This window comes from Sphingobacterium sp. GQ94 (assembly GCF_059758715.1).
In genome coordinates, this window is sequence record NZ_JCAXEC010000003.1 from 40540 (window position 1) to 61074 (window position 20535).

The window sequence follows — 20535 nt, forward strand, 5'->3', positions numbered from 1 at the left end:
AATCAATACAGAGAAAAAAGACAACAGGGTTCGTAGTTCTATTCAAGGCAAAGGCACACGCAGCTCCAAAAGGTTGAGCAAACGGCTTAGTGGCAAAAAACGAACAACATCTGCTATTATCAATCACACCATTTCCAAATCGATTGTAAAATCCGCTAAGGATAAAAGACAAGGGATTGCTATTGAAAACCTGACTAACATCCGTTTTAGTTCGAAACCTAGAAATAAAAAGTTTAGAACAAAACTTGGTCGTTGGTCTTTTGGTCAGCTGCGTTCTTTTCTGGAATACAAATGTCTTTTGTTAAGTTGATCGTTGTAGCACCTCAGTACACCTCCCATACCTGTAATTGCTGCAGATATATTGGTAAAAGAACCAATAAGGTTTTTAAGTGTACAAATAAAAATTGCAAAGTGGATGTGATTGATGCGGACTGTAATGCCGCTCAAAACATCGCCTTGCTTGGGGCTGCTGTAAATCTGCTCGAAAGATGCGATATGTATAGTTGTACTGTGCATTATTGTTGGTTCGGTTTTCTCAAAAATCAACTAAGACAGCCTAAGCTACCAGTTTTAAAACGTATATTTGCCTATCAAAAATCCTATGATTTAAATGAACTGGAAACAATTAATATCCGCAAAAAGATGGGGTTATGAAGGGCGTGAACTGAATGGGCATTTTGATGCTCGTTCTGAATTTCAGCGCGATTATGATCGATTGATTTTTTCGTCGCCATTTCGCCGACTCCAAAATAAGACCCAAGTTTTTCCTCTTCCGGGAGCTGTGTTTGTTCACAATAGATTGACACACAGTTTAGAGGTTGCCTCAGTTGGACGGTCTTTGGGAAGTTTATTTTATAATTTGCTCAAAAAAAGCAATCCCAATATTGATAGTGAGGTCCCCTTCCTTCAGGAGGTTGGGAATATCATATCAGCAGCTTGTCTTTCTCATGATTTAGGAAATCCCGCATTTGGGCACTCTGGAGAAGCGGCGATTTCATCTTTTTTTATTGATGGAAAAGGACAGAAGTATAAGGATTCAGTTACGAGAGAACAATGGGAGGATTTAACGCATTTTGAAGGAAATGCAAATGCACTTCGAATTCTCACACATGCCTTTAACGGAAAAGATCCTAAAGGCTTTGCGCTGACTTATACTAGTTTGGCTGCAATCGTTAAATATCCGTGTGCAGCAATTGATGGTCACCAGAAATCTTCTCACCATAGAAAGAAATATGGTTTTTTTGAGTCTGAGAAAATTACATTCAAAACAATTGCCACTGAATTAGGTCTAACGGAAGATCCATCAAATTTGAAAGGTTATTTAAGACACCCATTAGTTTATCTGGTGGAGGCCGCTGATGATATTTGCTATAATATTATCGATTTAGAGGATGCTCATCATTTAAAAATACTTTCTTATTCAGAGGTTGAAGAACTGCTATTACCACTTTGTGGGAATGAAGATTTGAGAGGACGTTTAGATGCTTTGGCAGACTCAGATAGCAGAGTTTCTCTTCTTCGAGCTAAAGCAATTAATACATTAATTACAGGCTGTGCAAATGTTTTTGTGGAAAATCAGGAGAAATTTCTCAACGGACTTTTTGAGAAATCTTTGATGGATTCATTGGATACTAAAATTGTTTCCCAAATGAAATTAATTTCTGAGATTTCTGTTAAGCGAATTTACAATGCCCCTTCCGTCGTTCAAATTGAAATTGCTGGTTTCAAAGTTTTGAATGCGCTATTGGAAGAGTTTCTTCCAGCGTATTTGAAAGCAGAAAAATCGATGTTTGAGAAAAAAATGGTAGCAATGATCCCTCAACAGTTCCATACAGAGATGACCGATACATATTCCAAAATTAGAGCGGTATTGGATTTTGTTTCGGGCATGACCGATGTGTATGCTGTTGATCTCTATCGTAAAATTAAAGGAATTTCAATTCCTTCATTAGATTAAACACTAGGTAGCAAAACCCTACAACCTTTTATAGTTTTGAATTATAATCAGATTATCAGGAAATGAAAGTAGTAATTGCGGAGAAGCCCTCCGTTGCCCGTGATTTAGCCAGAGTGATGGGAGCGAAAGAGATTAAAGATGGATATATCTGTGGAAATGGATATGCATTTACCTATGCATTTGGACACTTGGTACAACTTTGTACGCCACAAGCTTACGGTTTTCATTCTTGGTCAGTCTCTAATTTGCCTATTGTTCCAGAACAATTTGCATTAGAGGTTAAAAAAGTTCGCAAGGATGGTAAACAGATAGATGACGGAGGCGCGCTAAAGCAATTGAACATAATTAAAAATCTATTAAACCAAGCCGAAGAAATTATCGTAGCCACGGATGCGGGGAGAGAGGGTGAACTTATTTTTAGAAACATTTATCACTACATTGGATTAAAGGTTCCCTTCAGAAGACTTTGGATTTCTTCTCAAACCGATAAAGCAATCAAACAAGGATTTGAAAACTTGAAAGATGGATCTGAATATGATAGTTTATTTATGTCTGCTAGATCCAGATCTGAGTCAGATTGGCTTATAGGGATTAATGCGACTCAGGCGTTAACATTGGCTGCTGGGAATAATGGATTGTTGTCATTGGGACGTGTCCAAACACCGACTTTGGCAATGATTTGCTCACGATTTTTAGAAAATAAAGATTTTAAAGCGAAATCTTTTTATAAGATTCAAGCTGGGTTTGAGAAAGAGGGAATTCGATTTAAGGCAACTTCCAATAAAATAGAAAAAAAAGAACAGGCGGAGCAACTGATAGCAAATATTCATATTGGCTCGCTGACTGAAGTCTTGAAAGTAGACGCTAAGGAGACAAAGGAACCACCTCCCTTGTTGTTTGATTTGACCTCCTTGCAACAAGATGCTAACAAGAAGTACGGTTATTCAGCGGATCAAACCCTAAATATTGCGCAAACGCTTTATGAAAAAAAGGTCATCACTTATCCTCGTACTGGGTCCAGATATATTGGAGAAGATGTATTTGAAAAAGTTGAAGAGCTTTTTGAACATCTGGCAAATACTGCAATTGAAAGTATTGCAGTGGTCAGTAGAAATCTGATAGGAGCGAAGCTAAACAAACGGTCTGTTGATGATAATAAAGTTACGGATCATCATGCACTTTTAGTCACCGACGAAAAGCCATCTTATATGCCTGAAGATCAGCAAAATATATACAATATGATTGCTAAGCGAATGGTTGAGAGTTTTTCAGAGGTTTGTATTAAAGATATAACCACGGTATTAATAAACGCTCAAGGTGTCGAGTTAATTGCAAAAGGGACTGTCATCAAACAATACGGATGGAGAATGTCTTCCGATCAAGTGGAGCTTGCCGAGGATGAAAAAAATAATGAGGATCAGGATAATGAGAATGCGCAACTTCCAAAGCTAGTTCAAGGAGAATCGTTAGAGATCCAAACTTTGGAATTGGCGGAACGGTTTACAAAAGCAAAACCGATACATACCGAAGCCTCGCTCTTAAAAGCAATGGAAACCTCGGGAAAGGAAATCGAAGACGATGAAATGCGTCAGGCGATGAAGGATTGTGGACTTGGCACTCCCGCTACTCGCGCAGCAACTATAGAAACTCTTTTTCAAAGAGATTACATTAAGCGAGACAAAAAGAAACTTATTCCTACTGAAAAAGGATTATCCGTGTACCAACTCGTAAAGGATCGTTCTATTGCGAAAGTTACTTTGACCGGTAAATGGGAGCAAAAGCTCGAAGAGATGCGGGCAGGAAAAGTTAGTTACGATGTGTTTATGAAACACATTAAAGACTATACAGCGAAAATTACAAAGGAATTATTGCAATTGAGGGTGGCGATTGCTCATCAAGAGCTCAAACCATTACAAAAAGGGAAGATAAAATGCCCAAAATGTGAACAAGGAAATATTCAGCTCTATGACAAAATAGCGCAATGTGATCACTATGCGCGAGGCTGTGACTTTAAAATCTGGAGAAATTTGAATGGTGTTTTCTTGGATGAGAAAGAGATGAAAAATTTGCTCGAAAAGGGTAAAACTTCTGTCCTAAATGACATCAAGAATCAGGATGGTCAGGTGGTTTCTGGCGTTCTCGTCTTTGAGAATTTTAAAGTAAATGTTGGCTGATTTTAGGTATCTTAGGTAGATGGAAACACTCTATGTTTTTTCTGGCTTAGGTGCTGATAAAAGAATTTTTGCAAAATTAGATCTATCTGGAATTACTGTAAAATATATTGACTGGTTAAAACCCAGACCTACAGAGGCTCTTGAAAGCTATATATTTCGGTTAGCAGAACACTATCAAATACCAAAACAGGGTGCAAGAGTTATGGGGTTATCTTTTGGTGGAATCTGCATAAGTGAACTTGCTAAATATTATAATTTTAAAAAAATTATCTTACTATCTTCCGCCAAAACTAAAGATGAACTTCCCAGAGTATTGGGAGTATCTAAGTTTCTAAACCTTCACAAGTTACTTCAAAAGTCCTCATTGACAAAAGTTCCTTCAGGAATTTTTAGCTGGTTATTCGGTCTAAAAGACCAAGAGCAAAAGGATTTATTTTTTGAAATGTTAAGGGAATCTGATTCGGATTTTATGAATTGGTCAGTTAAGCAAATTATGGAATGGGCAAATGATCAAGTCCCAGAGAATTGTTTGCATATACACGGTGACAAGGACCGTTTGATGCCAATACAATATGTTGATTACTCAATTCGTATAAAAGGAGCTGGTCACTTTATGGTGTATTCAAATGCAGCTGAAATATCTTTTATCATTCGAAATTTTTTGAAGGCTAAATTTTAAAGTTTTTAGATCGGTAGTGTAATTTTTTTTTGACGCACTTTCATGTGCTATCCCTTTGAATTCTGTTACCTTTACAACCAATATGACAAAAGATCTCTATAATCCATTTTTAGATTTTAATTTTGAAAATAAAACTTGTTTTTTGACAGGTGAAACGCTGATATCAGCTGACGAGCGAATACAGGTCTTTCCTGTATGGATGATGCGAGTTTTCGATTTAGAAGACAAACCTTTCAAAATGTTAGATGAAAGCTTGTGTACCTATAAACAATTGCAATTACCCTGCTCAAGCAATACCGCTGCGTTACTGAATAAAGTGGAGGAGAAAGTAGAAGAGGCCGCTAGTCTGGGATATGAGGCAATTAGTCAACTGGACCAAACGACCTTATTCCAATGGGTAGGAAAGATCCTCTATGGCGTCGTTTTTAATGAAATACAAGCCGGTGTGAAACAGGCTACACGTTCAGGAGAAGAAATGAATTTCTCTCAGGCGTTGGTGCATAAATTTCGTAATCTGCATGCTATGCTGCAATCCGTTACGTGCGCGTTGGAGTTTGAGCATAAAAATCCATTTTCAATTCTAGTATTCCCTGTAGATAATGCTCCTGATACCTTTATGTACCGAGACGAAATAAACACATTAATTTTCTCCTTGAGAATGAAGGATTTTGCTTTGATAGCCACCCTTCAGGATAATGGAACCAACAGAATATTTCATGAGGATATTTTAAATAAAGTGAAAGGTGAAATTTTGCATCCTATCCAGTTTGAGGAAATCTGTGCAAGATTTTTTTATTCAGCATATTTGTTTAATAAATTGCCGGAATACACCTATATGGAAACTAAAGATGTAATTTATGTTGAACCAATGGCATTGAATGACTGGACCATGAAACCGATTTTCGATCCTTGGCAGGTAAAAGTATATGGACAGGTCCTTGAGAATTTTTGGAAACCATGGGGTTTTCTTTTGTTTGAGATTATTAAAGACCCTGATCATCCAATGTCCTTTATTTTAGATGGAAATGGAGAATTCATAACAAATATTGAACTTCCAAAATAATTAGGAAAAGCTACCCCCTCCAATTTACCCAATGTTTACGGTCATCTTGTTGATGATAAAAGGATTATTAGAACGGAAAAATGGAAAGAAGATGTCATTTCTCTCTCTAACTAAATAAGGGGTTTATTTGGAGTCAATCTCAGATATATTAAATAAACAGGAAATAGATATTCCTGTTTATTTTTAATCGTTATTTTGAGTTCATTTCTAATTTTAGAAATCTTCCTGTCTCGCTATTTTGTTGTTGTATCAATCCTTCTGGAGTTCCTTGAAAAAGTAATTGACCTCCTTTTTTACCACCTTCGGGTCCCATGTCAATTACCCAGTCAGCAGCTTTGATCACATCCATGTTATGTTCAATAATCAGAATTGTATTTCCACGATCCACCAATCTGTTGATGACACCCAATAAGACATTTACATCTTCAAAGTGTAAACCGGTGGTCGGTTCATCTAGGATGTAGAATGTTTTACCAGTATCTTTTTTCGATAGTTCGGTAGCTAACTTTACCCGCTGAGCTTCCCCACCAGATAATGTTGTTGAGGATTGGCCAAGGGTTATATAGCCCAAGCCAACATCTTGCAATGTCTTTATTTTCCTATAGATAGTCGGAATATTTTCAAAAAAGGTTACTGCATCATCAATACTCATATCTAAGACATCTGATATAGATTTCCCTCTGTAGCGAACCTCTAATGTTTCTCTGTTATAGCGTTTTCCATTGCATGTTTCACAAGGAACCTGAACATCCGGCAAGAAGTTCATCTCAATAATTTTCATCCCTCCACCTTGACATGTTTCACAACGACCACCCTTGACATTGAAAGAAAACCTTCCTGGTTTATACCCTCTAATTTTTGCTTCTGGGAGCTGTACAAATAAAGTGCGGATATCCGAAAATACTCCTGTGTATGTAGATGGGTTTGAACGTGGTGTTCTACCAATTGGAGACTGATCAATCTCAATAACTTTATCGATCTGGTCCAGTCCATGGATTTCTTTGTAGGGTAGAGGTTTTGCTTTAGCTCTAAAGAAGTGATGGTTTAATATCGGGTAGAGCGTATTGGTAATCAAACTTGATTTTCCGGATCCTGAAACTCCAGTTACCAGAACCAATTCTCCTAATGGAATTTCAATACTAACATTTTTTAGATTATGACCTTTTGCTCCCGTTAGACTCAGTTTGTGTCCATTTCCTTTTCTTCGCTCTTTTGGGATTGTTATTTCCCGAGTTCCATTGAGGTACTCGGTGGTCAAAGTACTTTTTTTCATTAATTCGTTCGGCGTACCTTGCGCAACAACCTGCCCGCCAAAAACTCCCGCAGCCGGTCCCATATCGATGACATAATCTGCTTGCATAATCATGTCCTTATCATGTTCCACGACTAATACGGAATTACCAATGTCGCGTAAATTCTTTAATGCATTGATTAACCTTTCGTTATCCCGCTGATGAAGACCTATACTTGGTTCGTCCAAAATATACAATACATTGACCAATTGAGAGCCTATTTGAGTAGCTAAACGGATACGTTGTGCCTCCCCTCCAGATAAACTCTTTGAACTTCGATTTAAGGAAAGATAATTCAGGCCAACATCCAGCAGAAATCCAATTCTTGTTTTGATCTCTTTAACAATTTCTCTTGCAATGATGAGTTGACGCTCATTTAATTTGTTTTCAACCTCATTAAACCAATCCATTAGCGTAACGATGTCCATTTCTGCCAATTCAGCAATATTCTTATCGGCCACTTTGAAATGCAACGACTCCTGTTTTAGTCGAGCACCATTGCAGGTAGGGCAAACTATTTGCGTCCTGAAGTCATCTAAAGTTTGGTTGCTTTCATGGTATTTGGCACTCATTTCTTCCAGCATCTTGAAAATGCCGGAAAATTGAATATTGTACTCCCGCGCCCCATATGATCCATAAGAAACTGTTAATGGAATTGGTTCTTCTTTTCCAAAAAGCAGCATATCAATGATTTGATCAGATAATTTATCCATTGGAGTTGTAAGGGAAAAATCAAATCTCTTGGCAAGGGCCTTTAAAATTGCAAAATTCCAGGATTCGCGAGCAGGGCCTAATGGAACTATAGCTCCTTTTTGAATACTAAGGCTTCTGTCAGGAATAACAATATTCCTGTCTATTTCATAAATATATCCTAATCCATCACACTTTGGGCAAGCGCCATAGGGTGAGTTGAATGAGAAGGTATTTGGTTGCGGTTCATCGTAAGAGATTCCGTATTCGGCATCCATTAAAAATCGACTAAAAAATTGTTCTTTATTTTCCTTATTAGCAACTTTTATAATACCTTTTGAGGTTTTAAGAGCCTGACCGATCGACGTAAAAAGTCTTTTTCTTGAATCTTTTTCGACCAATATTCGATCCACTACAATTTCTATGTCGTGAATTTTATAACGATCTACCTGCATTTTTGGTTCTAAATCCAATATCTCAGAATCCACACGTACTTTGGTATATCCTTGCTTTCTGATTTGCTCAAAAAGTTCCCTATAGTGACCTTTACGACCTTTAACGACAGGTGCAAGGATGAATATTCCTTCTCCGTCAAATTCCTTTATGATCCTGTCTGTTATTTCTTCATCAGACATTCGCTCCATCTTTTTTCCACTAGCATACGAAAAGGCTTCTCCAACACGGGCATAAAGAAGTCGCAGGAAGTCATAAATTTCAGTGATGGTTCCAACGGTCGACCTTGGGTTTTTAGAAGTTGTTTTTTGTTCAATCGAAATGACAGGACTTAAACCTGAAATCTTATCTACATCCGGACGTTCCATCCCTCCTAAGAACTGTCTGCTGTAGGCCGAAAATGTCTCCATATATCGACGTTGACCTTCAGCATAAATGGTGTCAAATGCCAAAGAGGATTTTCCACTTCCACTAAGTCCTGTTATTACGACTAATTGATTCCTTGGAAAAGATATATCTATATTTTTTAGGTTGTGAACTCGGGCACCAAAGACCTCTAATTCGCTTTGATCACCAAGATCTACTGTTTTACGTATGGTCATTAATATTTCCTCTTTTTTGCAAAGGGCAAAGTTACAGATTTTTATATTGGGAATTAGTGATTGTGTGCTAATATTGTATTATATTGGAATCAAGTAATTAATGTGTATTCAAAAAAAATAAATTTTGAAAAAACTTGATGTAACAAAAAAAGAAAGAGAAACTATAGAACAGGCTCTGTCTCATTGGCAGCAAGAAAATGTTTTAGATCCTGTCAAAGTGAAAGAGCTTAGAGAAAGTCTTGATGATAAGAGTTTTGAATGGGGAATGTTGGCCAGATATGCATTTTGGATTGCCTTGGCTTCACTGATTTTTTCTGTTATTTCTTTATTTTCTGATGGTTATCTTGAAAAGTTGATAGCGAAATTTTATGATACTCCTGACGTTGTATTTTGTGTTCTATTTGCTGGGTTAGCAATAATGTTTTATTTTCTAGGCTTTAGAAACAAACACAGGTTTCCTGAGAAAACCTTTTCAAATGAGACCCTAATGCTTGCGGGTTCATTTTCTACTGCTGCATGTATTGGGTTTCTAGGGCAAGTTTTAAACAAGGCTGAGAGTCATTACACCTTATTGTTCTTATTGTCAATTATAATTTATGGTGTCTTATCTGTTAAACTAAATTCAAAACTTATTTGGGTCTTTACCTTAGTCGCTTTAGGAATTTGGTTTGCCACAGAAACTGCATATCATAGTCAGTGGGGTTTTAAATTTTGGGGTATGAATTATCCACTTCGGTTTACCATATTTGGTCTGATATTAACAGGATTTGCTTATTTTTTTCAAAGAAAAATTAAAGTGTTAGCCAATTTTCAATCTACAAGTTATGTAATTGGACTATTGTATACGATGATTGCTCTTTGGCTTTTATCCATCTTTGGAAATTTTAGTGATCTAGATAAATGGTCTGAAATTAAGCAATACGAAATTTTTTATTGGGGACTAATTGGTATATTACTTTCATTAGGACTTGCTATATATGGTTTAAAAGTGAAAGATCATGTATCACGGGATATTGGCTTTGTGTTCTTTGTAATAAATCTTTATACTCGATTTGTAGAGTATCTATGGGACAACTTAAATCGAACGATATTTTTCTTGATTTTAGCCTTGTCTTTTTGGTTTGTGGGCAGATGGGCAGAAAAAATTTGGAAAAAGCAAAAATGACATCTTTTAAAGCATCCTATTTTAATCTTCTATTGTGCAGGTTATGTTTGTAGATTAAAAAGAGGATGTATTAAAAGGCTACTGAATTGGACTGCCCCCAATAAGTATCTAACTTTTTGGGGGCAGTCTAAATTTTTACTGTGGTTTATTATAAGTGAAAGCTAGTGCTTACAGGTGAATTACCTCGCCATAAGCGTCAGCGACTGCTTCCATTATTGCTTCACTCATCGTCGGGTGTGGATGAACAGCTTTAAGGACTTCATGTCCTGTAGTTTCAAGTTTACGAGCAACTACAATCTCAGCTATCATTTCAGTAACGTTGGCTCCTATTAGGTGAGCTCCAAGGAATTCACCATATTTAGCATCAAATATAACCTTGACAAATCCATCTTTTGTTCCAGCTGCAGACGCCTTACCTGAGGCAGAAAAAGGGAATTTTCCAACTTTGATTTCGTAACCTGCTTCTTTAGCTGCTTTTTCAGTTAACCCAACTGAAGCAATTTCTGGCGTACAATATGTACAGCCAGGAATGTTATTATAATCGATTGGATCAACATGTAATCCTTTGATTTTCTCAACACAAGTTATTCCTTCAGCGGATGCAACATGGGCTAAGGCTTGACCTTTAACTATATCTCCAATGGCATATACCTGATCAACTGATGTTTTGTAGAAATCATCAACAATAACGCGTCCTTTTTCTGTTTTAATACCAACCTCTTCTAAGCCTAAGTTTTCAATGTTTGGAGTAATTCCAACTGCAGACAATACAATCTCAGCTTCGATAGTTTCGGTTCCTTTATCTGTCTTAATTTGTACCTTACTTAATTCTCCTTTTGTATCAACAGATTGAACTTCAGATTTTGTCAGAATGTTAATTCCAGCTTTCTTTAGAGATTTTTCTAATTGTTTTGACACTTCCTCATCTTCAACGGGTACGATTCGGTCCATGAATTCTACAATGGTCACTTTGGTTCCAATTGCATTATAAAAATAGGCAAATTCAACTCCGATAGCACCTGAACCCACGACAACCATTGATTTAGGTTGTTTCTGTAAATTCATAGCTTGACGATAACCGATGATTTTTTTACCATCTTGAGGAAGGTTTGGAAGTTCTCTAGAATGAGCTCCGGTTGCTAAAATAGTATGTTTTGCAGAATATTCCTTCACCGAACCGTCTTCTGCTTTTACATCAATTTTTCCGCCTTTTTTGATTTTAGCAGTACCCATGATGACATCAATTTTGTTCTTTTTCATTAAGAATTGAATGCCTTTGCTCATGCCATCTGCTACACCACGACTTCTTTTCACAATGGCCTCAAAGTCGGCTTCACCACCACTTACTTTTATCCCATATTCGGCAGCATGATTTAAATATTCGAAAACTTGAGCGCTCTTTAAAAGCGCTTTTGTTGGAATACAGCCCCAATTAAGACAGATTCCGCCGAGTGCTTCACGTTCGATAATGGCTGTTTTGAACCCCAATTGGGAAGCTCTTATAGCAGCTACATAACCGCCCGGACCACTACCAATAACAATAATGTCGTAATTCATAAATATTGATTGTCGTTATGTTTGCATAATAGAATTTATCAAAAATACACAAATTTTATTATAATTAATGAGGAAAACCCATCTGCGGGATAGCAGCCTGAGAAGCTTAAATTTAATAAGGGTATAAGTTGGTGACAATTATTGAATAATGAGACTCTTAAGTAAAACAACCCCATGACGATCACGTATGTTAGGAAAAAGGCTAAGGCATATGTCATAAGGAGGTCACTTCGTGTTTTACATTTTTTTTAGAATAGGGTTTTTCCTTTCTTTGCCCTGATTAATAAAAATTTATATGTTACGAATATTTCAACAAATTGCACTTTGGGAGGCTATTTCTACCGTTTGCTTATTCTTTATAGCTATGCCATTAAAATATTTTGCTGGAATTCCGGAAGCGGTGCGTATCGCTGGTTCCATTCATGGCTTTTTGGTTGTTCTATTTGTTGTTTTATTAGTTGCCTGTTGGCAAACTTATAATTGGAGTTTTAAACGTGTAGCCAAATACATGGTCATCAGTTTAATTCCAGTAGTTTCATTTTGGGTTGAAAAGGATGTTAAGAAAGTGATCGCAGAACAAAAGACGGCTTAGTAATAGAGGTGTCTCTGCTACAATATTTAGGAGCGCTTGTAATTGAGGTATTTGCCTTGTGTTTTAAGATACGTTTATTGCTCAGGATAAGTAATAAGTTATTCTAGGTTTAGGTTTCCTTTTCTAATTATAATTTTTAGCGTTCTAACTTATCCTTAAGGCTTCTTAAGATTGCTTTCAATTCCCATGTAGGCGTAAGTTATTTCAGTTTTCCCATGAGGCATAGGGATCCCATTTTCATCTAGATTTACGAACACTAATTTCTCAATTGATAAGATAACCATTCTACTGATCTTATTTCTTACCACACAGCGCATGGTGATTGAAGTTGTTCCGAAATTTACTGCTTCGATACCTAATTCGATAATTTCGCCGAGTTTCGCCGAGCTAACGAAATTGATTTCAGAGATAAATTTTGTGACCACATTTGGATTCCCCAATTGGACTATGGCATAAATTACTGCTTCTTCATCGATCCATCGTAAAAGTGTTCCGCCAAACAAAGTTCCATTAGGATTCAGGTCCTCAGGTTTAATCCATTTTCTAGTATAAAAATTCATGATCTTATATAAAAAGTTTAATAATGAAAAAGGCAAACTTTACGTCTGCCCTTTTTATTTTTTAAGCGTGTATTGCTCGATTTGCACTAGCGGCTAAAGCGGCTTCTTTTGTTGCCTCCGTAAAGGTAGGGTGGGCATGACAAATTCTACCAATATCTTCTGCCGATGCACGATATTCCATGGCTACTACAACCTCAGCAATCATATCAGCTGCACGGGGCCCAATCATGTGTACACCTAATATTTCATCTGTTTCAAAATCGGCCAAAACTTTTACAAACCCATCTGTATCTCCAGATGCTTTTGCACGACCAGACGCTTTAAATGAGAAACTTCCAGATTTATATTTTGTACCTACCTCTTTCAGTTGCTCTTCGGTTTTGCCAACAGAGGCAACTTCTGGCCAAGTATATACGACACCTGGAATTAAATTATAATCAATATGTGGTTTTTGACCTGCGATGCGCTCCGCTACATAAACACCTTCGTCTTCAGCTTTATGGGCCAGCATAGCTCCTTTTATTACGTCTCCAATCGCATAAATACCTTCAACTGAGGTTTCTAGATGTTCATTTACTGGAATTTTATTTCCTCTTTCTTCTACTTGAATTCCGATGTTTTCTAAACCAAGATTTTCAGAATAGGCGGATCTTCCAACCGCAACAATACAATAGTCTCCTTCTAATTCTACTAAATTATTTTTGGAATCTTCTGCGGTAACTGTTACTTTTTTACCTTTCACAGATGCTCCCGTAACTTTGTGACTTAAAAAGAATTCCATGCCTAGATTTTTTTTCAAAACCCTTTGCAATTCTTTTCCTAGTCCACCATCCATAGTTGCTATAATGGATTTTGCATATTCCACAACTGAAACCTTAGCACCTAAGCGAGCGTAGACAGAGCCTAGTTCTAATCCAATCACTCCACCTCCAATAACGATAAGGTGTTTCGGAACTTCTTTTAGATTTAGTGCTTCAGTTGAAGTAATAATTCTTTTTTTATCTATTGGAAGAAAAGGTAATGCAGTAGGTTTAGAACCTGTTGCAATAATGATTTTTTCACCTTTTATCTCTTCCGTTTTACCATCTTCTTTGGTGATTTTAATAGTATTCTTATCAACAAAGGATCCTAGACCTTGGAAACTGTCTATTTTATTTTTTTTGAATAAATATGTAATACCAGCGGTATTTTGGGCGATAACATCATTTTTACGTTCGATCATCTTGTTCATGTCGAGTTTCAGACCGCTTAAATTGATGCCATGTTGCTCAAAATTATGAGCAGCATTGTGAAAATGCTCAGAGGAATCTAATAATGCTTTTGATGGAATACAACCAACATTTAAACAAGTACCTCCAAATGTACTATACTTCTCAATTACAGCAGTTTTTAAACCTAATTGAGCACAGCGGATAGCGGCAACATAACCACCTGGACCACTTCCGATTACGATTACGTCGTATTGCATAGAAATATGATTTATTTTATTTTACAAAAATACTATTTTAAAGGAGATTCTACGAACCAAAATTGATAAATAACAGGACAAACGTATGTGTTTTTATAGTTTTTGGTCAGGGAACTGTTATTTTATTCTTACAATAATGGATCTTGAGAAAGTCAAAAAAAATGCTCCAAAATTTTGGAGCATTTAAATTATCTTGGTATTTATTTGAAGTTGTATGGAATTATTCTGCAACAATTTTACCTTGCATTATTCCAAAATGACCTGGGAAACTACATAAGTAAGGGTATACACCAGCTTCAAGGGTAATAGTTAATTTATCTTCCTCAGCTGGACCTAACAATTTAGTGTGACCAACAATAGAAGTTAACGCTGATTTTGGAATATATTCATTGTCAGCGGCTGCAGTAGCCTCTCCGCCAAATGTTGCAATATCTACACCTGGTTTTAATACGACTAAATTATGTCCCATAGCTTCTTTTGGCATGGAGCCAACGTTTTTTAATGTAATCTCAACAGGTTCTCCAGCTTTTACACGGATTAGGTTCGTGTTGAATTGCATTTGATCATTTGCCTCTACAGTCCATGTGTTTGATAATGTCACATCCTCAATGCCAGGTACTGTTTCTACAGTGGTTGCAGTCTCGGTACTTGGAGTAGTTTCAGTTGAAGTTCCTTCTTCTTTCTTCTCTGTGTTATTTCCACAAGAAGAGATTCCAATAGCTAATGCTAACGCAGGAACAAAAAATAATTTCTTCATAGCTAATTATTATAAATTTTATACGAATTTACTGTAAATAATTGACTTTAACCAGCTATAATGGTTCAAAATTGAGATTTTAATTCAAAAATAGAGATTAAGAATCTTAAAACTTCCGTAAAATTAAAGATAGTAATACTCAATTCGAATTTCTCAAATATTTTGATTTTAGGTGAGCTTCTGAACCCTATGTTAATAATCAGATTTTTTATCTATCTTTAGTACTGTAGAAAAAATATTAATCTTAAAATAAAATGGAATCTTCAATTCAATTAGTGCTCATCATTGTCGGGGCTGTCGTGGCATTCTTTTTTTTGCTTTACGTGTTACCCGTGAATCTATGGTTTACAGCACAGCTTTCTAATGTAAAAATAAGCTTGTTAAATTTAGTTTTAATGCGCTTGCGTAAAGTGTCTCCCGCTTTGGTTACCAATGCAATGATCACCTCCACTAAAGCTGGTCTAAAAATATCAACCAATGATATTGAAACACATTATTTGGCTGGTGGCAACGTAAATAAAGTTATAAAAGCGCTGATATCTGCCGATAAAGCAAATATTCCTTTAGATTTTAAATTGGCGACTGCAATCGATTTGGCTGGAAGGGACGTGTTCGATGCGGTTCAATTATCAGTAAACCCTCAGGTGATTAATACTCCGCCGGTTGCTGCAGTGGCAAAGGACGGGATACAGTTAATCGCCAAGGCAAGAGTAACAGTACGCGCGAATATCAATCAATTGGTCGGAGGGGCAGGTGAGGAAACAATTTTAGCTCGCGTTGGCGAAGGTATTGTAACCACAATCGGATCTTCCAAAGACCATAAAGAGGTCTTAGAAAATCCAGATAAAATTTCGAAGACTGTACTGTCCAAAGGGCTGGATTCGGGCACAGCTTTTGAAATCCTATCCATTGATATCGCTGATATTGACATCGGTGAAAATATTGGTGCAAAACTTCAAATTGATCAGGCTGAGGCGGATCTAAAAGTTGCTAATGCCCGCGCAGAAGAACGTCGTGCTATGGCTGTAGCTAATGAACAAGAGATGAGAGCTAAAGCACAAGAAGCAAAAGCAAAAGTAATAGAAGCAGAATCTCAATTGCCTTTAGCAATAGCAGATGCCTTTAGGAGTGGAAATTTGGGTATTATGGATTATTATAAATTACAAAATATCCAATCAGATACTGATATGAGAAACTCGATTACCAAACCTCATGGTTCAGATCAAAAATAAAATTTTCTAAACTAGCAGGTAAAATAATTATACCATTGAAAGGATCTATTTTTAATCATTTTTTCAATGGTATTTTTTTGAAAAAATTTTCGGTGTTATTGAGATGTAAATATTGAAAAAACCCTGACGATGGGCGCCAGGGTTTGATACTAACCAATTATAAACCTAAATTATGAAAAGACATTTTAAACGAATTCTGCTTTCTTTCTGAATTCTATACAAATGTACAGCTTGAACGGAGAATACACAAGGATTTTGAGTGTAAAGTTTCCTCTGCAACCATTTTCTGACATTTCTCTGATTTATGTGTTTTAACAGATAAATTACTGTCCGATATTGATTAATTATGCGTGGTAGAGAAATCAGAAACTTTAATTATTTTTGAAAATATTTTATATCTCATGATATTTAAAAAGTTTGCAAAAGTAAAAGTAGTGGTACTCGATGTTGATGGAGTGCTCACCGATGGTACCGTACAGGTGAATCATGAAGGTCAGCAATTCAGAACATTTTTTGTGAAAGATGGATATGCTATACAACTTTCAGAAAAAATGGGAATTCCAATATGGGTGATTTCCGGTGGATATAACCAAGGTGTTCAACTTCGTTTGCAAGGTTTAGGCGTAAAAGAAATCCATTTAGGGGTTGAGAATAAGAAAGAATTGGTGTATCAATTGCTTGAAAAATATGCATTGGATGCTTCAGATTTGTTGTATATGGGCGATGATATGCCTGATTATGAAATCATGAAGCTTGTTGGGCTTGCTACTTGTCCAAATGATGCGGTTGAAGATATAAAGCATATCGCACATTACATGTCGCCCCAAAATGGTGGAGCAGGTGCTGTGAGAGACATACTAGAGAAAATCCTTAAATTACAGGGGAAATGGCCAGTTCTTACTCAAATTAAAAGCATTTAATGATTTTACAGGAAAAACTAAAGAACATCGAAATCATTTTGGGTTCAAAATCACCAAGGAGAAAAGATTTGCTTTTCGCGATGGATATTAATTTTGAGATACTGGTACGGGAAATTGATGAATCTTTCGATCCGGGTAAGGATGCCCAAGAAATAGTCTTAAAAATAGCTGAATCTAAATTAGTAAGTTTTAATGAACCCTCTTTTTATACAAAATTAGTGATATGTGCCGATACAATTGTCGTTAATCAAAATGGAGATGTTATCGGTAAACCGGCCAACAAAGAAGAATCTTTGAAGGTATTAACTGATCTATCGGCCCATGAACATTGTGTTTTTACGGCTGTAGCTCTCTCTTATCAGAACCAAAGGCTTTCTTTTGTGGAAGAGACTAAGGTCTGGTTCAATGAGCTTAGCAAAAATGAAATTGAATATTACGTTGAGAATTACCCGCCAACGGATAAGGCTGGATCATATGGTATACAAGAATGGATTGGCAGAATCGGTATCAAAAAGATTGATGGGTCTTATGAAAATGTGATGGGTCTTCCAACTGCTCGATTGCAGCAAGAACTTAAAGGACTTTTTTTAAGCTAAATCGTATAAAACAATAACCCGCCGGTAACGAGTCGAAAATCGAAGACCAGCGGGTTTTATTGAATTTTTGAATACGAATCCTTAGTTTTTATTTAATATGGTATCGAATTCCTGAATAGAACATTCTCCCAGTTATAGGACCCCATAACATATTGGTGTCGAAATGGGCCCCAAATGGTTGATCAAACCCTAAAATAGGATCTTTTTGATAGAAATTTGATAAATTTTCACCTCCTAAATAAATATCAAAATTCTTATCTTTTCCAAATGTCTTACTTACTTGTGCATTCATCGTGATATATGCCTTCGATTCGCTAGGCAATTGGAACTCTTGAGGATTAGACATCGTGTTTGAAATTCTTTTACTACCTATTACATTTAATGTGTAGTCAAAATTCCATCCAGAATGTAAGCTGTAAGCAAGATTCATAAATCCTCTATGTTTTGCTGTTAATGGTTTTTGCAGCCGGGCGGATGTGTAATCTGTTCGCACATCTAATAATCTATAAGCTGTCTTAACCTCAAAATGTGGTGTCGGCATAAATCTAAATTCGGCTTGTAAACTATTTGAGAAAGATTTTCCATTCAAATTATAAAATGAAATCTTTTGCGGGTCTTCAAAGTCGACGACGATTTGATTTTCAAAATTGCTGTGAAATAACTCAACCGATAGACCGGACTCTCTTGAAAATAATTGAAAACTTTGATCGAAAGTTATTCCGCTGTTCCAAGAAACTTCTGGTTTTAAACCATATGCCTTCGCGCCTTTGGTTAACTGTTCTAAATTTTCGATTGATCGACTTGAGGCGAAAATACCTAAGTTTTCGGCAAAAATGTTTGCAGTTCGCTGTCCCCGACCGGCACTAAGTCTAAAGGTCGAACCGAGTATGGGCTCATAACGAAGAACTGCCCTTGGAGTGGTGAACCATCCATATAGGTTGTTGTAATCTTGTCGGATTCCTAAAACAGCGTCAAACTTTTCACTAGGACTAAAAGTGTATTCCGCAAAAATACCTGCAACAGCTTCCTTCCTTGCAAAGTTTAAGTTCTCTGTGTTGGAAGAATTATGAATGGCTATTTTTTCATTATAATTATCATATTGAGCAGAGGCTCCTACTTTATATTTATGAGCGACGTTTCCCAGAATGTCTTGAAAAAGTAAATTACTATAAATAGATTTCTGTTGATTATCGTAGCCAGTGAGGCCGAAAAAGCTCTCTTGTTTATATTGACTAGCAGAAAGTTGAAGACCTATGCTTCGGTGTTTATTGCTGGGGAAAACATATCCTAATTTACCAAATCCTTCAATTCTTTGATTTTTAAAGCCTAATCCATAGGTATTGGTTGTAAATTTATCGGTGCTTTCATTGAACTCAATTTGACCTCCAATTCGGTCATCATGTAAAAACTTGATTCCGAATTGTGCGATTATCCCTTTTCCGTTCTCGAAATGCCATCTATTTACACCTGAAAATAAATTACCGACTGGAGCGTCCCGGAAACCGTTGTCACTATAATTCATGGTTTTATTAAACATGAAGTTGTCATGTAGAAGTAAACCAACTGACCATTTTTCGTTGATATGGTGTGCTAAATTTAAGTTCACATCAGTTCTCCCCATATTATTTACATAAGCATTGAAGAATAATTTTTCGCTGTTATGCGGCTTCTTAAGCTCAACGTTTATTTGTCCAGCCATATTCTCAAACCCATTGGCTACTGATCCAATTCCCTTACTGATATTGATTGATTCAATCCAGGTTCCTGCAATACTGTTTAGTCCAAGAGGGGAAGAAAAACCACGAGGACCTGGTAAACCTTCTACCGTTAACTGCGTATATATTCCAGAAAGTCCTAACATTTGAATTTGTTTACTTCCGGTTACAGCGTCACTGCTAATCACGTCGACTGAGGCATTTGTTTCAAAACTTTCACTTAAATCACAACAAGCAGCCTTGAACAGTTCTTTTGCTGTGATATTTTCAACACGATTAGGTGTTAATTTTGAAATATAGTTTGATTTTTGGCTTCTAGTGACAACGATTTCTTGTAATACGTTATTTTTCGCCTGAATGACAACTACCTCGTCCAGGTTCTTGACCTCAACAGTGTCAGCGATCATGCTTGTATGCGATACAACGAGTTTTTGGTAAGGTGCTATATGCTTAATTTTGAAAACGCCGTTTTCATTAGTTTTGACTTTTCCAGAGGGATTCTCGAGCCAGTAAACGGTTACTTGGGTGATAGGAGTAAGATCTCCTCTGTCATTTTCATTGACGACAACCCCGGTAACTTCATGGTCATGATCGTGAGCATCGTGTGATCCATCATTATGCTTGTGTGATGCTTTGGATTCTCCTGAATGGGTGCTGGATTCCATGAAGCTATTGTCGTGTTCATCTTTCCATCGATCATATAAACAACATTGATGCAGGGTCTCATAAACTTCATCTGAGGCCTTAAACTCTTTAGTGTCGTGACCAACTTTAGCGATATTTTCTTTGATTTTGTTAACATTTGTTGTCGTGGAATCAAAAGTAACGGAAACATAATGTGTTTCAATATCCCAGGTAGCACTAGTTGCACCTGCTGTTTTTGAGGCATTTTCAATCCTTTTTTTGCACATTGCGCAATTTCCTGCTACCTCGAATTTATCAGTTATTATACTCAACTGAGCATGCAATTGCGAACCGATAATAATTAATATTGATAGAATAAAATATTTTTTTACGTACATGAATTTTGAATTATTGAATTTTAAAAAAAATAACTTTTAAA

At 36.5% G+C, this 20535-nt stretch carries 17 protein-coding genes; 11 read left to right on the forward strand and 6 right to left on the reverse strand.

What is annotated here, in order from left to right:
- The first annotated feature begins 73 nt into the window (after positions 1–73).
- From AC6CHH_RS03620 to AC6CHH_RS03645, 6 genes are all read left to right on the forward strand, one after another.
- On the forward strand, positions 74–310 hold the full coding sequence (locus AC6CHH_RS03620; RefSeq protein WP_498280390.1) for an IS200/IS605 family accessory protein TnpB-related protein: 237 nt from the start codon (positions 74–76) through the stop codon (positions 308–310).
- A complete protein-coding gene (locus AC6CHH_RS03625) occupies positions 292–654 on the forward strand; it encodes a zinc ribbon domain-containing protein (protein WP_498279832.1) in 363 nt (120 codons plus the stop codon). Before AC6CHH_RS03620 ends, AC6CHH_RS03625 begins: the two co-directional genes overlap by 19 nt.
- Complete coding sequence (locus AC6CHH_RS03630) at positions 611–1957, forward strand: deoxyguanosinetriphosphate triphosphohydrolase (RefSeq protein ID WP_498279834.1); 1347 nt, start codon at positions 611–613, stop codon at positions 1955–1957. The genes AC6CHH_RS03625 and AC6CHH_RS03630 overlap by 44 nt, the downstream gene beginning before the upstream one ends.
- A 62-nt stretch (positions 1958–2019) precedes the next feature.
- Positions 2020–4131 carry a type IA DNA topoisomerase gene (locus tag AC6CHH_RS03635; protein WP_498279836.1) on the forward strand — a complete coding sequence of 704 codons (2112 nt, stop codon included), beginning with the start codon at positions 2020–2022 and terminating at the stop codon, positions 4129–4131.
- 19 nt (positions 4132–4150) lie between these two features.
- A complete protein-coding gene (locus AC6CHH_RS03640; protein ID WP_498279838.1) occupies positions 4151–4810 on the forward strand; it encodes an alpha/beta fold hydrolase in 660 nt (219 codons plus the stop codon).
- An 82-nt stretch (positions 4811–4892) separates the two neighbouring features.
- On the forward strand, positions 4893–5873 hold the full coding sequence (locus AC6CHH_RS03645) for a hypothetical protein (RefSeq protein WP_498279840.1): 981 nt from the start codon (positions 4893–4895) through the stop codon (positions 5871–5873).
- 190 nt (positions 5874–6063) lie between these two features.
- Here AC6CHH_RS03645 and uvrA read toward each other — a convergent pair whose 3' ends face one another.
- Positions 6064–8910, reverse strand: coding sequence for an excinuclease ABC subunit UvrA (uvrA, locus tag AC6CHH_RS03650; RefSeq protein WP_498279842.1), 2847 nt, complete (start codon positions 8908–8910; stop codon positions 6064–6066).
- A gap of 124 nt (positions 8911–9034) precedes the next feature.
- Here uvrA and AC6CHH_RS03655 point away from each other — a divergent pair, with 124 nt between their 5' ends.
- Positions 9035–10075, forward strand: a complete 1041-nt coding sequence (locus AC6CHH_RS03655; protein ID WP_498279844.1) for a DUF2157 domain-containing protein — start codon at positions 9035–9037, stop codon at positions 10073–10075.
- A 168-nt stretch (positions 10076–10243) separates the two neighbouring features.
- Here the strand turns inward: AC6CHH_RS03655 and lpdA (AC6CHH_RS03660) are convergent, their stop codons facing one another.
- Positions 10244–11632, reverse strand: a complete 1389-nt coding sequence (lpdA, locus tag AC6CHH_RS03660) for a dihydrolipoyl dehydrogenase (protein ID WP_498279846.1) — start codon at positions 11630–11632, stop codon at positions 10244–10246.
- A 295-nt stretch (positions 11633–11927) separates the two neighbouring features.
- Here lpdA (AC6CHH_RS03660) and AC6CHH_RS03665 point away from each other — a divergent pair, with 295 nt between their 5' ends.
- Entirely contained in the window at positions 11928–12224 is a 297-nt protein-coding gene (locus AC6CHH_RS03665; RefSeq protein ID WP_498279848.1) for a DUF3817 domain-containing protein, read from the forward strand.
- A gap of 155 nt (positions 12225–12379) precedes the next feature.
- Here AC6CHH_RS03665 and AC6CHH_RS03670 read toward each other — a convergent pair whose 3' ends face one another.
- The 3 genes from AC6CHH_RS03670 to AC6CHH_RS03680 form a co-directional block, all read right to left on the reverse strand.
- Positions 12380–12784: an acyl-CoA thioesterase gene (locus AC6CHH_RS03670; protein ID WP_498279850.1), complete on the reverse strand. Its 405-nt coding sequence runs from the start codon at positions 12782–12784 to the stop codon at positions 12380–12382.
- A gap of 61 nt (positions 12785–12845) precedes the next feature.
- Positions 12846–14252 (reverse strand): dihydrolipoyl dehydrogenase, encoded by a 1407-nt coding sequence (lpdA, locus tag AC6CHH_RS03675; RefSeq protein WP_498279852.1) that lies wholly within the window; start codon positions 14250–14252, stop codon positions 12846–12848.
- A gap of 220 nt (positions 14253–14472) precedes the next feature.
- Positions 14473–15009, reverse strand: a complete 537-nt coding sequence (locus AC6CHH_RS03680; RefSeq protein WP_498279854.1) for a plastocyanin/azurin family copper-binding protein — start codon at positions 15007–15009, stop codon at positions 14473–14475.
- A gap of 254 nt (positions 15010–15263) precedes the next feature.
- Between AC6CHH_RS03680 and floA the strand changes: the two genes are divergently transcribed.
- The 3 genes from floA (at position 15264) to AC6CHH_RS03695 (ending at position 17757) form a co-directional block, all read left to right on the forward strand.
- Positions 15264–16241 carry a flotillin-like protein FloA gene (floA, locus tag AC6CHH_RS03685; RefSeq protein WP_498279856.1) on the forward strand — a complete coding sequence of 326 codons (978 nt, stop codon included), beginning with the start codon at positions 15264–15266 and terminating at the stop codon, positions 16239–16241.
- Positions 16242–16642: 401 nt separating this feature from the next.
- Positions 16643–17161: a KdsC family phosphatase gene (locus tag AC6CHH_RS03690; protein ID WP_498279858.1), complete on the forward strand. Its 519-nt coding sequence runs from the start codon at positions 16643–16645 to the stop codon at positions 17159–17161.
- Positions 17161–17757 carry a Maf family nucleotide pyrophosphatase gene (locus AC6CHH_RS03695; protein WP_498279860.1) on the forward strand — a complete coding sequence of 199 codons (597 nt, stop codon included), beginning with the start codon at positions 17161–17163 and terminating at the stop codon, positions 17755–17757. Before AC6CHH_RS03690 ends, AC6CHH_RS03695 begins: the two co-directional genes overlap by 1 nt.
- A gap of 88 nt (positions 17758–17845) precedes the next feature.
- On the opposite strand, the gene AC6CHH_RS03700 is transcribed toward AC6CHH_RS03695, so the two are convergent.
- Positions 17846–20494, reverse strand: coding sequence for a TonB-dependent receptor domain-containing protein (locus tag AC6CHH_RS03700; protein ID WP_498279862.1), 2649 nt, complete (start codon positions 20492–20494; stop codon positions 17846–17848).
- Positions 20495–20535: the final 41 nt, after the last annotated feature.

Bases quoted from the DNA above. Each gene is read 5' to 3' on its own strand.
- AC6CHH_RS03625 (WP_498279832.1), top strand. From the start codon at position 292: ATGTCTTTTGTTAAGTTGATCGTTGTAGCACCTCAGTACACCTCCCAT.
- AC6CHH_RS03630 (WP_498279834.1), top strand. From the start codon at position 611: ATGAACTGGAAACAATTAATATCCGCAAAAAGATGGGGTTATGAAGGG.
- AC6CHH_RS03635 (WP_498279836.1), top strand. From the start codon at position 2,020: ATGAAAGTAGTAATTGCGGAGAAGCCCTCCGTTGCCCGTGATTTAGCC.
- AC6CHH_RS03640 (WP_498279838.1), top strand. From the start codon at position 4,151: ATGGAAACACTCTATGTTTTTTCTGGCTTAGGTGCTGATAAAAGAATT.
- AC6CHH_RS03645 (WP_498279840.1), top strand. From the start codon at position 4,893: ATGACAAAAGATCTCTATAATCCATTTTTAGATTTTAATTTTGAAAAT.
- uvrA (WP_498279842.1), bottom strand. From the start codon at position 8,910: ATGACCATACGTAAAACAGTAGATCTTGGTGATCAAAGCGAATTAGAG.
- lpdA (WP_498279846.1), bottom strand. From the start codon at position 11,632: ATGAATTACGACATTATTGTTATTGGTAGTGGTCCGGGCGGTTATGTA.
- AC6CHH_RS03665 (WP_498279848.1), top strand. From the start codon at position 11,928: ATGTTACGAATATTTCAACAAATTGCACTTTGGGAGGCTATTTCTACC.
- AC6CHH_RS03670 (WP_498279850.1), bottom strand. From the start codon at position 12,784: ATGAATTTTTATACTAGAAAATGGATTAAACCTGAGGACCTGAATCCT.
- lpdA (WP_498279852.1), bottom strand. From the start codon at position 14,252: ATGCAATACGACGTAATCGTAATCGGAAGTGGTCCAGGTGGTTATGTT.
- AC6CHH_RS03680 (WP_498279854.1), bottom strand. From the start codon at position 15,009: ATGAAGAAATTATTTTTTGTTCCTGCGTTAGCATTAGCTATTGGAATC.
- floA (WP_498279856.1), top strand. From the start codon at position 15,264: ATGGAATCTTCAATTCAATTAGTGCTCATCATTGTCGGGGCTGTCGTG.
- AC6CHH_RS03690 (WP_498279858.1), top strand. From the start codon at position 16,643: ATGATATTTAAAAAGTTTGCAAAAGTAAAAGTAGTGGTACTCGATGTT.
- AC6CHH_RS03695 (WP_498279860.1), top strand. From the start codon at position 17,161: ATGATTTTACAGGAAAAACTAAAGAACATCGAAATCATTTTGGGTTCA.
- AC6CHH_RS03700 (WP_498279862.1), bottom strand. From the start codon at position 20,494: ATGTACGTAAAAAAATATTTTATTCTATCAATATTAATTATTATCGGT.